This is a genomic window from Sphingobacterium sp. UBA7038, from assembly GCF_002494055.1.
GTDB lineage: Bacteria > Bacteroidota > Bacteroidia > Sphingobacteriales > Sphingobacteriaceae > Sphingobacterium > Sphingobacterium multivorum.
In genome coordinates this window covers 241,564-255,888 of the sequence record NZ_DLAV01000011.1, presented here as the reverse complement: position 1 = coordinate 255,888, position 14,325 = coordinate 241,564, and the positions used below count along the sequence as shown (strand labels likewise).

Sequence of the window (14,325 nt, the reverse complement as noted above, 5' to 3'; positions counted from 1 at the left end):
GCTACCGGTCAAAAAAATACGAGCCATGTCATATTCAGGTCAATGAAAGGTTGTATAAGCTCCTTAATTTGAAAAAGTAATATTTTTTTTGTATATTGCTGGTTATGAGTTTTAAAGAAAAATTAGAGAACTGGCGCACGTCAATCAATCGCGCCGGTAGTGGTGAGGAATTGTATATTTTGCTTTTGAACTATAAAAGGTTTATCAACAAAAATTGGGTGGACGATTTTGGCGATCCGGGCAACTGGAAATCGGAATTAAATCAGGTCATCAGCAAAGTAAGAAACAAGGTGGATGTAGCAGATATCAGAGCCTGCCAAGATTTATCGTCCTATCAGGACGATGCCCGGCAGACCGCACATTCACTCAATCATACGTTAAAATATCATCACTCATTGACAAAAGGGTAGGCTAGGCCTACCTTTTTTTGCCGATAAAGATTATTGTAAAGGAATCAGGACATTCTGTTCCAAGCGTACAGGAACATGCTTCACCGAGGTAAAACCGTCTTCCTTGGAAATGATGTTGGAAAGATCCAATCCTCTTTTGGAGAACGTACTGATCAAAGCTGTTCTAAAGGTTGCCTTGGCTGAACCCCAGCCTTGTCCTAAAATCGTGTCATTGTTGAGCTGGATCAGTTCATCTGTTGAGTAATAACTGAATTTTTCCAGTAAGTGTTGGTAAAGATTTGTTGTAGTAGCCATACAATTTAAAAATTTAAAGGATTAAACCATAAACTGTATCCAGATCTTGTTGGGAAAATAATCGTTCTGTGACGTTTATTTTGGTCGAAACCCGTATTAATTTACCACCGCGGTGCCTGCACTCGGTTGGTATTGCATCATGCAATTCTGAATACTCTACAAATATAGTAGATTATTTTTTATAATAAAAAATATTTTTGTTTTTAAGGGTAAATGAACGTTAGCAACAGGAATAAGGCGATCAAAAGCGAGGCGCGTTGTTGGCTGTGATTTGGTTATGAAGCGGATAGCTGGAGAATTAAATTATCATGCTACTGTAATCTCATCGAAAATACTTTTAAAAACAGAGATAAGACAATACTTTTGCGCCATGAATAGAATTGCGGAAATTAACGAATACATTGCTGCCGAACGCGAGGTATTATTACAACACCCTTTGTATCGTAAGATCAAAACGATCAAGAATCTACGTTCTTTTACAGAAGGGCATGTGTACGCTGTATGGGATTTTATGTCTTTACTAAAAGCTTTACAGATTAAATTGACCTGTACGACTTTACCTTGGTTTGCGAGTGAGCATCCATCAACACGCTATCTAATCAACGAAATTGTCTTGGCTGAGGAGTCGGATGAATACATTGATGGCCGCCGTTTGAGCCACTTTGAGATGTATCTGGACGCCATGGATGCCATGGGTGCCGACCTTCATCTGGTCAACAAATTTATTGCTCAAGCCAAAAAATCGAGCAACATATTCGATGTCATTGCAACGACCACATTGGATAAGCGGATCAAAGACTTTTTGAATTTTACATTCGAAGTGATTGCTGAGGGCGAGGTGCATAAAATTGCCGCAGCATTTACATTTGGACGCGAAGATCTTATCCCGGGAATGTTTACCTCTATTTTGGAAGAAATTAAAACAAACTTTCCTACAGCCAATCTGGACAGCTTTATTTATTATTTTCAACGCCATATTGATCTTGACGGCGACGAGCATGGACCGTTGGCGATGCAGATGATCGCAGATCTCGCGAAGGACGATGAGGTTAAATGGACAGAAATGAAAGAGATCAGTAAAATAGCGCTACAAAAAAGAATCCAGTTGTGGAATGCAATAGAAGATTCCTTATACGGATAATTTATTATTATACCGTCGAGAAAGGCCTTTCAAATCACGATTTGAAAGGCCTTTTTTATGTGTTGTAAAAAAGGATATTGTAAGGGCTTCTTGGCAGATATTGGTCTTTTTGTTTGAATTGATGAAAAAATGTCTTTTTTCCATAACATATTGGCGTTTGTGAAGAAATCCAAGTTCCAATAAGTGTCTAAGTTTGCTACGCAAAAAAATAATAGAGCACACGTGAACTTTTTTCCTCCCTATTGGGCAAAAGGAATACTAACCATGGGATTGTTAGTATTCGCTATTTCGGACACCTTCGCCCTCGATTCTTTGCGCATGTCCCTGAAAGACATGATCGACAAAGCACTACAGAACAGTAAATACATCGAGCAGTCTTATTTGCAGCTCAAAGAAACTGAGGTGGCGGTACAGCAGCAACGCATGGAGTTGCTGCCCAAGATTTCCGCCCGAGCTTCTGCCAGTTATGCGAGTAATATGCCTGTTTATGATCAAGGCCTTTTAAATAAACCCTCCCAGCATGATATCATTCACTACTTGTACGATAGCGGTTTGGATTTTTATCTGAATCTCTACAATGGGCATCGGGACCTGATGAAAATTGAGTCCAAAAAATTGGAAAATGAGCTGGCTAGAATCGATTGGAAGAATGCCGCGGCGCAGACGAAATTGGAGGTTTGCAATCTTTTTTTGGATTTGGAACTGTCGTATAGTAACCGATCTTTAATCGAGCAGGATATTGCTGATCAACGGGCACAGCTCAAGGAGATTGAGCATCTGTATAAGGCGGGTGTTGTATTGCACAGTGACGTCTTGCGTATTTCGTTGGAGCTTTCGAAGCGGGAACTGTTGCTCGTGCAGATCGGTCATGATATTCAGGCTGCAAATCAGAAGCTGCAGCTAATTGGTGGTATTACTGCGGAGATTGTGCCCCTGCCCGAGCAGTTTCAGGTGGAAAACCCCAGCTATGAAGCGCTTGTTGCCGAAGCGCGAAGCCATGCTTTTTCCCTCCTAAAATCCGAACAGGAAGTGGTTTTGAAGAAGTTGTCGGTCAAACAGGCGCGATCAAATTATCTTCCTGAGTTGGGTTTGACCAGTACATTCACCTTTGCCAATCCACAGGTTTTCTTGTATCCCTATAACCCCAGCTGGTATAATCTGAGTATCACAGGGCTCAAATTAACCATACCGATCTCGGCAATTTATCTCAATAAAAACGTGGTGCGCGGAGCACAGATCGCCTTGGATCGACAAGAGGTAAAACACCATCATGAAGAGGAGATTCTGGAAAATCAGCTGTTACAGGCCCTGTTGGATTATCAATTGGCTATTAAGCAGCAGGACGTCTGTCAAAACAATAAGGCGTTGGCGCAGGAAAATGCACGGATTATAAAAAACAGGTATTTTAAATCATCGGCTTTGATTACAGATCTCTTGGATGCTGATATGCAATACCTAAAAACACTTTTTGATCTTGAAACCGCACATATTGCGCTACAGAAACATTATTATTTTATCGAATTTTTGAAGGGTACTATCTAATGAAACCTAAATCACGAAGAACAGTTGTGGAGGCACAACTCACTCGAATCACCAACTGGTTGGCTGCAATTGTCTTGTTGGCCTTGTTGTTATGGGGCGCTAACACCTTATGGATGCGCTTGCGGTATACCTATACAAATGATGCACAGGTAACACAGTACATCAATCCCATTGTTTCCCGCGTAGGAGGTTATGTGGTTTCTGTGCATTATCACGATCACCAATTGGTTAAACGAGGTGATACCCTATTGCTTATTGATAATAAGGAATATAAATATGAGGCGGATCAGGTAGCTGCATCCGTCAATAAGGAAGCAGCAGAGATCAATGTTCTTCATAGTCAAAAAGAAATCCTCCAGGCAGAGCATGAATCTTTGCGGACATCCATTGCTGCTGGCGAGGCACGTGTAACGAAACAACAATTGGAGTATGATCGATACAATTACCTGTTTCAAGAAAAGTCTGCAACAGCACAGCAGCTGGAGGATGTAAAAGCGACGTTGGATGTCTACAAGAGTGAACTGGCTTCGTTAAAACATAAATTGCAGGCTTCACAGGAAAGGGTGCACGATGTGGACATGAAAAAAGGTGTCGTTGATGCCGAGCGCGTTCGTTTGACTGCAGCTGTTGGCCGCAAGCGGCTTGATGTTGGGTATACCGTTATTCGCGCACCTTACGATGGACAGATTGGCAAACGCACAATTGAAAAAGGTCAAATGATAAGTGCAGGCGAAGTTTTGGGCTTTATCGTCAATAGAGAAACCCCAACCTGGGTAACGGCTAATTTTAAGGAAACACAACTACGTTATTTGCATCTTGGTAATAGGGTTGAGGTGGTTGCTGATGCGTATCCGGATCAAAAATTCTATGGGAAAATTATTTCCATCTCCCCAGCTACGGGTTCTGCATTCTCCCTTTTGCCGCCAGATAATGCAACGGGCAACTTTGTGAAGATTGTACAACGCGTACCTGTGCGCATTGAGCTGGATAAGCAAAGGGGAGCCCAACAGCTTCTTTCGGGAATGAATGTGAATGTTTCGGTATCAAAAAATCAGAACTAGTGAAAGGAATTTTCAAAGAATGGGTGCCGGAGTGGTTGATCAAGCTTATCCTGTTCAGCAGTTTAATGCCGAGTATGGTCTTATTTTTCCTGCCCGGTGCAAATACAAATGTCACCGCTGGATTTTACGGTGCCCAACCCAGTGATGTCCAGTTCCTGATCATTTTGTTTTATGCTGGTTTTGTTGGATTCTACGTTTTAGAACGACGCTTTTTTTTATACTTTCCCATCAAGCAGTACTACATTATTTTTAACCTTCTACAGCTATTGAATTGCTTTTTGATGTACAGTATCACCGATATCAGCTGGGTATATGGCCTGCGCTTTTTCCAAGGAATGTTGTTTGCTTCTGCCGTAAACTTATCGATCTCCATGATATTCTCACGGTTGAAAAGCGATCGGGCTAAAGAAGTAAGTTACGCTGTCTTTTTCGGCATGTTACTCTGCAGCTCCCCATTTAATACCTTCGTCACGGCCGAATTTATCGATTCATTCAATTTTGATCAGCTCTACCTATACGCTGCCTTATCATTTGTGCCAGGTCTATTGCTCATTATGCTAACGATGCGTTCCATACGGCATATACGTCCTTACCCTTTGTTTTCATTAGACTGGGCAAGCTGCATTTTCTATAGCCTTGTGATCGTCAGTTTTGGCTATTTAATGGTGTATGGACAAGAAGTTTATTGGTTTAACGATCGGCACATGCTGATCATATTCGGGGTAGGTCTAGCGTTGCTTATTCTTTTTATTGTCCGGCAAATGGTGCTCCGGCGTGTGTATGTTCATTTGGCGATTTTTAAAAACAGGAACTTTCTCTTGGGCTTATTGATTTTGTATATGATGTATATCGAGCGCTTCTCCTTGACCATCTCAAATCAATATCTCGTACAGGTTATTCAACTCGATCCTATTCATTTATCCTATATCCAGTGGTTTAATATTGCTGGTATCGTGGCCGGTGTTCTGGGCTCATTGTATTGGATGCTTGGGCAAAGGCCGGTAAAATGGATCTGGATTTCGGGCTATTGTTGCTTGCTGCTGTTTCACCAATGGATGTTTTTCTCCTTTGAGGGGCAGGGTAATGATGCGCATTTTTGGATACCTTTGGTTTTACACGGACTCGGAGTAGGACTTATTATGGTGCCCACCATCTTATTTTGCATTATGAGTGTCAGCCCTCAATTGGGGGCTTCTGCGGCTGCGGTCTGTCTTGCTATCCGATACCTAGGCTACACGAGCAGTATCGGTTTACAGAATTTTTTCAAGTTGTTTGACTATGCCCAGCACCAGCAGGTTTTTAGGGACCAAACGGAAGTGGGCAATCCCTTATTTCGGGAGTACCTGCAGCAGGAATCTGTCAGCATTTTGCAGCATGGACTGCAGTATAAGGAACATACAGCCGCCTTAAAGCTCGTTGCTGAGCGGGTCAAGATCCAATCCTTTGTGCGATATGCCATGGATTATTATGAGATCATGTCCATGATCAGTATCAGCATACTTTTGCTGATACTGATTTCGCCTTCCTTGAAAAGCATGTATAAAAAGTTGAGAAAAAACAGAATTTCTCCTGCTTAGCTGACAGTGCTACATTTTTCCTTTACCACAATATGCTGGTTAAGGAGACTTAAAAAAAAATAGCATGCTATCAGGATAGGGAACGATGGGGGATATCAATGCTAAAAACACTTCCAACGCCTTTTGCCGAGCGGACGGTGATCTCGCCTTGATGGAGAAGCACGATTTTTCGGGTAAGCGATAAACCAATACCATTTCCCTCGCTATAATCTTTGTTGCTTCCACGATAAAATGGCGTGAATATATTGGGCAGATCGACCGGGTCAATGCCTATTCCGTCATCTTTAAATTCCAGCTGAACCCTATTTTCATCCGCCTTGATAGCGATTAGGCATTTTTGATTGGGTGAAAATTTACAGGCATTTTCAATGAGGTTGACAAAGGCGACCTGCAATAGATACTCATTTGCATTGATGGATAGAAGTTTTTCATCTTCAATCTCCGGATCGACAAAAATGTCGAGTTTATAATTTGGACTTGACTGGAGAACCTGTTGGCATGCATCAATTAGTATTTCGTCTATACGTAAGGTTTTAAACGCGATTTCAGAACTGTCGTAACTTGCTTTGGCAAAATCAAGTAAGCTATTAAATAACTTCTTCAGTTTCTGTGCATCATTGAGCGTATTGTCGATGACAGTTTTATACTCCACTATGCTACGGTCCTTATTGGCAGAAATCTCGAGTTCTGCAATCATGGCGGCCAAGGGTGTTCTTAGCTCATGCGAGATATTGGAGACAAAATGCTTTTGGGCATCAAAGGAGTTCTCGAGGCTGTCGAGCATCGCATTGAATGTGCTGGCCAATTCGGAAAGCTTGTCTTTATTTCCGCTACTCGTAAGCCTGGCATCCAAACTTGTTGCAGAAATGGTTTTTACACGTTGTGTCATTTCCAGGATAGGTTGAAAGACCTTTTTGGAAAAGAATATTCCTGCTGCATAGATCAGAAATATAGACAAAATGAAAACCAAAAAAATGGTAGATAATAGACTATTCAGTTTATTGTAGCCGTATTGATCATAGGCTGCGGCTGTGATGATGTAAGTTTTGTCTTTGTACGGAAAGGTTATGCCGATGACCTGCCATTTTTCCTGATAAAATCGTATCTCTTTATTTTTGAGAATATCCTGCAACATGGCTGGTGTCTCTTTGACAAAGTCGATATCTACGGCATCATGATACAAGAGATCAAAACGGGTGTCGTAAATTGCAACCTCGACTTCGTTGAGGATTTTTCGGTTGTTGTGGTAGATATCTTCTAAGGTCTTTTTGTCGACTTTTGCATTCAAAAAAAGGTTTGCTTTGGTGTAAGCTTCTTTTTTCAATAGGGCGTAAAATTCTCTTTCCCGATTCTCCACCGCTGAAAAATATACTGTACAGGCAAATACCAGCAAAATGGTGGCTGTAATCAGCGTGAACAATATGGAGATTCGTGTCCTGATTCGCATTAGTCCTGTTTTAGAATAAAGCCCATTCCGGATTTAGTATGGATATATCTGGTCGCAAAATCTTTGTCGATTTTCTTACGTAAATAGTTGATGTAAACATCAATGAAGTTGGTTCCGGTGTCGAAATGCGTTTCCCACACTTTTTCAGCAATTTCCATTCTGGAAAGGACACGCTCGGGATTCTGCAATAAATAATGGAGTAACTTGAACTCTTTGGGGGTCAAATGGATTTCGACAGTATTCCTTTTGACGCTTTTGGTATGGAGGTTCATTTCCAGGTCTCCATAACGCAAAATTGTTCCCGTGAGTGTATCTTGTTTTTGATATCTTTTGAGCAGGACTCTGATGCGGGCTAGGAGTTCGCGCATTTCAAAAGGTTTGACCAGATAGTCATCCGCTCCGGCGTCAAAACCCTCAATTTTATCGTCTGAAGTTCCTAATGCTGTTAACATGATAATGGGAACATCGGGTTTGATATGACGAATTTCTTTGCAGAGATCCAATCCATCCATCTTAGGGAGTACGATATCGGTTATGATAAGATCAAAGTCGTGTTGTAAGACCATTTTCTTTCCAGATATGCCGTCGTAGGCAATAGCTGTTTGAAATTCATTTTCATCAAGTCCGCGTTTGATCAATCCTGCGACACGTACGTCATCTTCGACTAGGAGAATCTTCATATAAAGAAAAACGTTAAAAACTTCGATAAATCGAAATTTATCTATGATACCAAATCATGGGCCATCCATGCATTGTCCCTACAAATGTATCAAACTAAGCTAAATTTACACGGATATGCAAATAAAACTTTCTACACGGTCCTGCGATGACATCACTTACCTAATGTCTGTTATTGATCGTAGAATAGGACTACTTTTGGAATTTTAAAAATGAATGGAAAAAATATGTTGATTATTTTCAAATTGATAATCAAAAGTCCAGCCTTGATACCGGGCGATTTCGGTAATAATTGCCAATCCTAAACCACTGCCTTGGCTGTTTTTCGAAAGTTTGGAAAACCGTTTGAATAAAAGTATTTTATCTAAGGGCATTGAACCGGGATTATATACCGTTAAAGAAGTTTGATTGAGATGTACAGCAAGTGTATCGTTGGCATTGCTGTAACGTATGGCGTTCAGGAGTAGGTTGTTGATCAGGATTTCGGTCAGACTGCTGTTTCCTGTCAGCAGCACCGACGGTTGGATCTCTTGTTGCAGCTGTAGCTGTTTTAGCTCCAGATGTTCTTGCATGACTTCAATACTTTGTGTAACAAGCGAGTCCATACTGATTTTTTCGGAATGATCGAATTGACTATTGTCAATCTTGGCGAGCAGCAGCAGGTTGCGGTTGATTCGCGTGCTACGTGAAAGCGCTTTATGCATATCTTCAAAGAGCTGGTACTGCTCATCACTTAGATCAGGGTACTGCAATAAGATATCTAACTTATTTTTTAGGATTGCCAAGGGTGTTTGCAATTCATGAGAAGCATTTTCAGTGAATTCCTTTTGTGATCGGTATACGGCCAGGTTTTTTTCAAGAAGTTTGGATAAGGATTGATTAAGCTCATGGAACTCTATGGTGTCCGTTTGCTGAAAGTCAACCTGTTGTTGACTATTGAGATTAAATGCCTTCAATTTATCAACCGTATCTCGAAATGGTTTCCAGAGCATAAGTGATATTTTTCTGGAGATAATAAGTAGACCAATGACCAAGATAACAAAGAAAAACAGCGTTGTTGCGGCGATGGCGGCGATGGTTTCTACAGATTCTTCAATATTTGTTTGTACGGTAAAACGATAAGGCGCACCATTGATCTGAATGACAGATGATAGGCATCTAAATCGGTCAATTGTCTTTGGCTCGACAAAACGCTGCGGTTTTTCGATGGTATACACGCTATCTTGCAATAAATCGCCCGGTTTTACTTGATGTATATTCGTTTCAGGTTGTATGCTATTCCATAAAGCGATGCTGGCTTGGAGCTTGTCTTCGGACAGTTTTAAACTGTTCAGTTCGTAGGTTGTTTTTTTGACGATAATTTCGTTATGTTCGTCTAATTCACTTTTCCATATCCCGTCGATTACAAAATAATAAATCGGAATACTGACACCTAGTACAATCAATACATAGAGTAGAAATGGGGTCGTTATTTTGCTCAGTAGGGGTTTCATCTCACTATTTTAATTTTCCCATTTGTAGCCCGTACCGTATACCGTTTTGATATAAGATTGACTTCCGGCGTCCTGTAGTTTCTTTTTTAAATTTTTGACATGGGCATAGACAAAGTCATGGTTGTCGAGCATATCAGCAATGTCGCCAGACAAGTGTTCCGCTAAGGTGCTTTTTGAAATCACTTTATTTTTGTTGCCGATAAAAAACATCAGCAGATCGAACTCTTTTTTGGTCAATACAATAGGAAGATTATTGACAATAACTGTTTTTGCAAGTAGATCAATCTGTATTTCATTTTGCACAACAATATTTGAGCTGTTGAATTGTTTCCGACGGATCAGGGAATAGATTCGTGCTGTGAGCTCAGATAAATGGAAAGGCTTCGTTAGATAATCGTCGGCCCCCAGTTGTAGTCCATGAATTTTGTCGTCCAGTGCATTTTTTGCAGAAATGATGATCACACCGTCCTGCTTTCGCTGCGTTTTCAACTCTTCGAGTAGTTTTAGACCATTTCCATCTGGTAGACCGATGTCCAGTAAGATACAGTCGTACTGATATAACTGAATTTTGTCCAGAGCATCCTGCAAAGTTGGCGCAAATTCGCATAAATACTGTTGCTCGCTAAGGTATGTTGCGATGCTTTTGGCCAGCTCCAATTCGTCTTCTATGATCAAAATCTTCATGTGGTAAAGATAGAATTTCAATTTAGTAGAAATTTAGAATTTATTTCGCAATGATCTATCAATTTTGTTCATTTTTATTTCTTGTCCTACGACAAGTGTAATCGCTATTGAAACGTGTAATTTTAGTATAAATCAGTTATTTAGTGTTTAAAAAAAATCAAAACGAAATGGATAAACCGAAATCATTAAAATTAGAAATTATCATTCCTGCTTATCGCATGCACAGTCAAATTTTTCTAAATGCGTTGGATGGCGTTTCGGAAGAAGATGCATTAAAACGAATTGATGGACAGACCAACCATATCGTATGGATGGCGGGTAATTTTGTAAATGTGCGTTATGCTATGGCCCATGTTCTTGGGCTTCAGGAAAATGATCCTTACCATGAGCTATTTTTTATGGGAAAGACACTCGATGAAAGTTATCACTATCCCAGTGTGCAGGAATTAAAAGAAAATTTTAAATCGATATCACCGAAAGTCTATGCTGCTTTGCTGCAAGTGGACGATACGCAGCTGGCTGAACTATTTAAGATTAATATGAATATCCCTTTTATTGAGGAGGACAAGCTAAATTTCATTGGGATGTGTATCGGACGGGAAGATTATCTTGCCGGTCAGACTGCCTTGATGCGAAGGTTGCTGCACTATCCAGGCATGAAATACGATATTGACGAAAAAATCCAGTACTAAAAGAAAAAATCCAGTACTAAAAATAGAGACTCAAGATCGGCCGCTGCTTAAAACGTCCGATCTTGAGTTTTTTAAGTATGGACCTAGCCGCATGATCTGTCTGCGCTGAATAGTCAATACGTTGTTTATACCTAGAAATAAGGTTTACTCGCTACCTTTTATCGTCAATATAACACCTGAATATTTCTCGTGGTCTTTACCGATATAGAGCAGATCGACTTTTTTTGTCGCAGCATCCTCGAGCTGTTTTTTCAATAGATTTAAATCCATTTTTTCCGTTTTTTCCTGCCATTCATCGGTCGATTGGGGCCTGAACGAAGCAATGTTCTTCATGTCAAAAAGTGCCGAATTTGTGTCGAGCTGCTTTGAACGATGTATAAAAATAGTGTCGCCCAGTATTTTATCTATTTTTATCCAACCTGCAGGAAGTCCATTTATACTGTTACCGTCCTGATCGGTAAAAAAAGTAGCGCCATAAAGTTGACCTGCCTTTAGTTGCTTCAAATTATCAACCATCTGACCGACTTCTTTTTCCCGTTGTTGATTGCCCAATTTATTCTTTACCCCATAAATGACTGCCCAGATAAGGATTGCCGCAGTGACAATTAGAAATCCTTTCCATAACTGAAAATAGGGGATGCTATACTGACTTTTGAACGCTTTGATCTCGGCTTTTAATTCATCTGAATAATTCCGCGCGTGAATCAATTTACCCTGTTCGTCGTAAAGTCTGGAAAGTTTAACAAATCCACCGCCAAAAGGTAGGCCTATAAACCGACGGGCTGGCGTAATAATCTGTAAGGTGAAATTTCGTGGCGCGTTTTCTTTTTTTAAGGTTGCGGTTACCGTTTTTTCTGCTAATACAAAGTCGTAGATACTGAAAATAAAAAACATAGTCTGTCGTGATTTTTTAATGAAGAACTGAGGGAAGGATTCCGGATCAGTTCGACTTCATGAGAAATGAAGCATAAAAGCAAAATTAAAAGAAATAAATAAAAATCAATAAAAACACCCGGGCATTGCAAGAAAATTTCGATTTTTGAAGGGTACATTTTTGAAAAGCAATAAGATCAAATTGATTTAATACGCTGTGTCTTTCAGTAGGCTGACAATATAAACCGAAATATGCGCTATAAAATATGATAAACCTAAAACTGAGTTTTATTTTGATCTGTGTAACAAGTGCTGTTATGGGACAAAAAATGGATAAATCAAAATTGGATAGTACGATTGCAGGCTATTACAAGGACTCGGCAGCTCCGGGGATTAGCTGTGCAGTTAGCCAAAATGGTCGTCTTATTTATCGTTATGCATTTGGGCTTGCAGATTTGAAGGAAAAACGTGCAATCACATCCAGCTCACATTTTCGCCTGGCATCGGTAAGCAAACAGGTGACTGCACAGGCGATATATACCTTAGTGATTCAAAAGCGTTTAAAACTAGACGACCCATTGTCCCTTTTTTTTGAAGATCTGCCTGTCGCACTGAAAGGTATTACTGTAGCACAGCTTCTGCAACATACATCCGGAATCTGGGACTATGAAGAACTTATTCCGAAAGAGCGGAAAGATCAGGTATCGGATAAGGATGTGCTGAAGTATATCCGGCAGACTGATCGTTTATATTTCCCTTCGGGAAGTCAATTTCGCTATAGCAATACAGGCTATTGTCTTTTATCGCTGATTGTCGAGCATGTTGCAAAAAAATCCTTTGCTTCCTTTGTCAAAAGTCAATTGTTTGAACCCCTAGGCATTAGCAAGGGATTGGTATATGAACCGGGCACGACGGTTGATGAACGAGTCTACGGTTATCATCCGACAGAAGGCTCCTACCTGTTTGCCGATCAGAGTGTGACAAGTGCGACACAGGGGGATGGGGGTGTTTATCTATCTGCGGATGAATATCATACATGGGCCAATTTTTTGGTAAAAGATCGGTTAATACAGCCGGGACTGGAGCAATTGTTCGGTCAAATGGCCTACCCGGTAAAGGATGGAATAGCGTATCATTTCGGATGGTTTATTCAAAAAAATGCAGGTCATAAAATCCTGTTTCATTCAGGTGAATCTACCGGGTTTCATCATATCGTATATATCGATGTACAGAAAGACCTTGTGGTTTCACTTTTTAGCAATCGTGATGATTTTATGATCGGTGAAGCTTTTGATGCCATCCTTAAAACAATGGGTATCAGCAAACCGGTATTGAATGAACAGCATCGCTCAACTTTTGCATGGTTGAACGGAGTATATGCGAATGAGTGAAAGAGGGACGCGGATTGAAATAAGCATAAACAATAAATCGTCGCAGGTAAAGCTGTGACGATTTATTGTTTATGAAGAGACCTACTTTAAAAAGTCGGGTGATTGATAGGCCGGATTGGGATAGGTATAGAACCCTTCCCCAGTAGCGACGCCCAATTTGTTTTTGTCTATAAAATGCTCTTTGAGATAGGCCACTGTTTTGATCTTTAAAGGGTCATTTGTTGCTTCGGCGCTCATTTTATTGATATTATAGGCTGTTGTGATGCCAACGATATCGAGTATGCCGAAGGGGCCAGTTGGAGCTCCGGTGGCAACCATCCAGGTTTTGTCGATTGTCTCTGCATCAGCTACTTCGTTGACCAAAAGATCCGTTGCTGCGGAAAGTAAGGGAACAAGCAAGGAGTTTACAATATAACCAGGCTGTTCTTTATGCAGCGGGAGTGCAACCATGCCAATCGATTTTGCAAAATTTACAACCTGCTCAAATACCGCTTTGTCTGTACCCGGATGGCCCATAATTTCGGCCGTATTGTGCTTCCAGATTTCGTTGGCAAAGTGCAATGCCAGGAACTTCTCGGGGCGGCCGGTTTCTTGGGCAAATTGACTTGGTAGCAAGGTTGAGGAGTTTGTGGCAAAAATGGTTTTCTCCGGAGCGACATTCGCTAACTCCTGATAGAAACCAATTTTAATAGCAGGGTTTTCGGGAACGGCTTCGATAAGAAGATCTGCGTTTGCTACCGCCGCGGCAAGATCTGAACTATAGCTGAGCCTGTCAAAGGTTGAAGCCAGTTGTTCTTTACTCGCATGGAGATCTTCCTCGAATGCCTGCGCCAGAATATCAAATTTTGCTGCAGCTTTTTTAAGTACATCGTCGTTGATGTCGTATACAGTGACATGATAGCCATGAAATGCTGTTTGGAAAGCGATTTGATAGCCTAAAACCCCACTGCCAGCTATCGTTATATTTTTAAAGTCCATGATGTTATTGTTTTTTCAATTCGTAAAAATCTGCGCCACGGAACCATGGCGCAGGTTGTGATCC

At 40.7% G+C, this 14,325-nt stretch carries 14 protein-coding genes and 1 riboswitch; of the genes, 7 read left to right on the top strand and 7 right to left on the bottom strand.

Annotated features, from left to right (window positions below; all coding sequences use genetic code 11):
• Positions 1–104 precede the first annotated feature (104 nt).
• A complete protein-coding gene (locus B3H30_RS05580; RefSeq protein ID WP_075993880.1) occupies positions 105–410 on the top strand; it encodes a hypothetical protein in 306 nt (101 codons plus the stop codon).
• A 30-nt stretch (positions 411–440) separates the two neighbouring features.
• On the opposite strand, the gene B3H30_RS05575 is transcribed toward B3H30_RS05580, so the two are convergent.
• On the bottom strand, positions 441–704 hold the full coding sequence (locus B3H30_RS05575) for a 5-oxoprolinase (protein WP_070567048.1): 264 nt from the start codon (positions 702–704) through the stop codon (positions 441–443).
• Between the two features lie 66 nt (positions 705–770).
• Positions 771–864, bottom strand: a riboswitch (SAM-I-IV-variant riboswitch).
• Positions 865–1,074: 210 nt separating this feature from the next.
• On the opposite strand from B3H30_RS05575, the gene B3H30_RS05570 reads away from it, so the two are divergent.
• From B3H30_RS05570 to B3H30_RS05555, 4 genes are all read left to right on the top strand, one after another.
• The gene (locus tag B3H30_RS05570) at positions 1,075–1,845 is read left to right on the top strand and encodes a DUF3050 domain-containing protein (RefSeq protein ID WP_201638799.1); all 771 of its coding nucleotides are present in this window, start codon (positions 1,075–1,077) and stop codon (positions 1,843–1,845) included.
• 222 nt (positions 1,846–2,067) lie between these two features.
• Positions 2,068–3,387 (top strand): TolC family protein, encoded by a 1,320-nt coding sequence (locus B3H30_RS05565; protein ID WP_286710395.1) that lies wholly within the window; start codon positions 2,068–2,070, stop codon positions 3,385–3,387.
• A complete protein-coding gene (locus B3H30_RS05560) occupies positions 3,387–4,448 on the top strand; it encodes an HlyD family secretion protein (RefSeq protein ID WP_201638803.1) in 1,062 nt (353 codons plus the stop codon). The genes B3H30_RS05565 and B3H30_RS05560 overlap by 1 nt, the downstream gene beginning before the upstream one ends.
• Positions 4,448–6,025, top strand: a complete 1,578-nt coding sequence (locus B3H30_RS05555) for a hypothetical protein (RefSeq protein WP_286710394.1) — start codon at positions 4,448–4,450, stop codon at positions 6,023–6,025. Before B3H30_RS05560 ends, B3H30_RS05555 begins: the two co-directional genes overlap by 1 nt.
• A gap of 70 nt (positions 6,026–6,095) precedes the next feature.
• On the opposite strand, the gene B3H30_RS05550 is transcribed toward B3H30_RS05555, so the two are convergent.
• From B3H30_RS05550 to B3H30_RS05535, 4 genes are all read right to left on the bottom strand, one after another.
• Positions 6,096–7,472 carry a HAMP domain-containing sensor histidine kinase gene (locus tag B3H30_RS05550; RefSeq protein ID WP_286710393.1) on the bottom strand — a complete coding sequence of 459 codons (1,377 nt, stop codon included), beginning with the start codon at positions 7,470–7,472 and terminating at the stop codon, positions 6,096–6,098.
• On the bottom strand, positions 7,472–8,152 hold the full coding sequence (locus B3H30_RS05545) for a response regulator transcription factor (RefSeq protein ID WP_286710392.1): 681 nt from the start codon (positions 8,150–8,152) through the stop codon (positions 7,472–7,474). The genes B3H30_RS05550 and B3H30_RS05545 overlap by 1 nt, the downstream gene beginning before the upstream one ends.
• Before the next feature lie 204 nt (positions 8,153–8,356).
• Complete coding sequence (locus B3H30_RS05540; protein ID WP_286710391.1) at positions 8,357–9,643, bottom strand: sensor histidine kinase; 1,287 nt, start codon at positions 9,641–9,643, stop codon at positions 8,357–8,359.
• Between the two features lie 9 nt (positions 9,644–9,652).
• Complete coding sequence (locus B3H30_RS05535; protein ID WP_286710390.1) at positions 9,653–10,327, bottom strand: response regulator transcription factor; 675 nt, start codon at positions 10,325–10,327, stop codon at positions 9,653–9,655.
• A 167-nt stretch (positions 10,328–10,494) separates the two neighbouring features.
• On the opposite strand from B3H30_RS05535, the gene B3H30_RS05530 reads away from it, so the two are divergent.
• Positions 10,495–11,019, top strand: coding sequence for a DinB family protein (locus B3H30_RS05530; RefSeq protein WP_286710389.1), 525 nt, complete (start codon positions 10,495–10,497; stop codon positions 11,017–11,019).
• A gap of 144 nt (positions 11,020–11,163) precedes the next feature.
• Here the strand turns inward: B3H30_RS05530 and B3H30_RS05525 are convergent, their stop codons facing one another.
• A complete protein-coding gene (locus tag B3H30_RS05525; RefSeq protein ID WP_201638819.1) occupies positions 11,164–11,913 on the bottom strand; it encodes a hypothetical protein in 750 nt (249 codons plus the stop codon).
• Positions 11,914–12,158: 245 nt separating this feature from the next.
• Between B3H30_RS05525 and B3H30_RS05520 the strand changes: the two genes are divergently transcribed.
• Positions 12,159–13,283: a serine hydrolase domain-containing protein gene (locus tag B3H30_RS05520; protein WP_286710388.1), complete on the top strand. Its 1,125-nt coding sequence runs from the start codon at positions 12,159–12,161 to the stop codon at positions 13,281–13,283.
• Positions 13,284–13,364: 81 nt separating this feature from the next.
• Here the strand turns inward: B3H30_RS05520 and B3H30_RS05515 are convergent, their stop codons facing one another.
• Positions 13,365–14,261 carry a 3-hydroxyacyl-CoA dehydrogenase gene (locus tag B3H30_RS05515; RefSeq protein ID WP_286710387.1) on the bottom strand — a complete coding sequence of 299 codons (897 nt, stop codon included), beginning with the start codon at positions 14,259–14,261 and terminating at the stop codon, positions 13,365–13,367.
• Positions 14,262–14,325 lie beyond the last annotated feature (64 nt).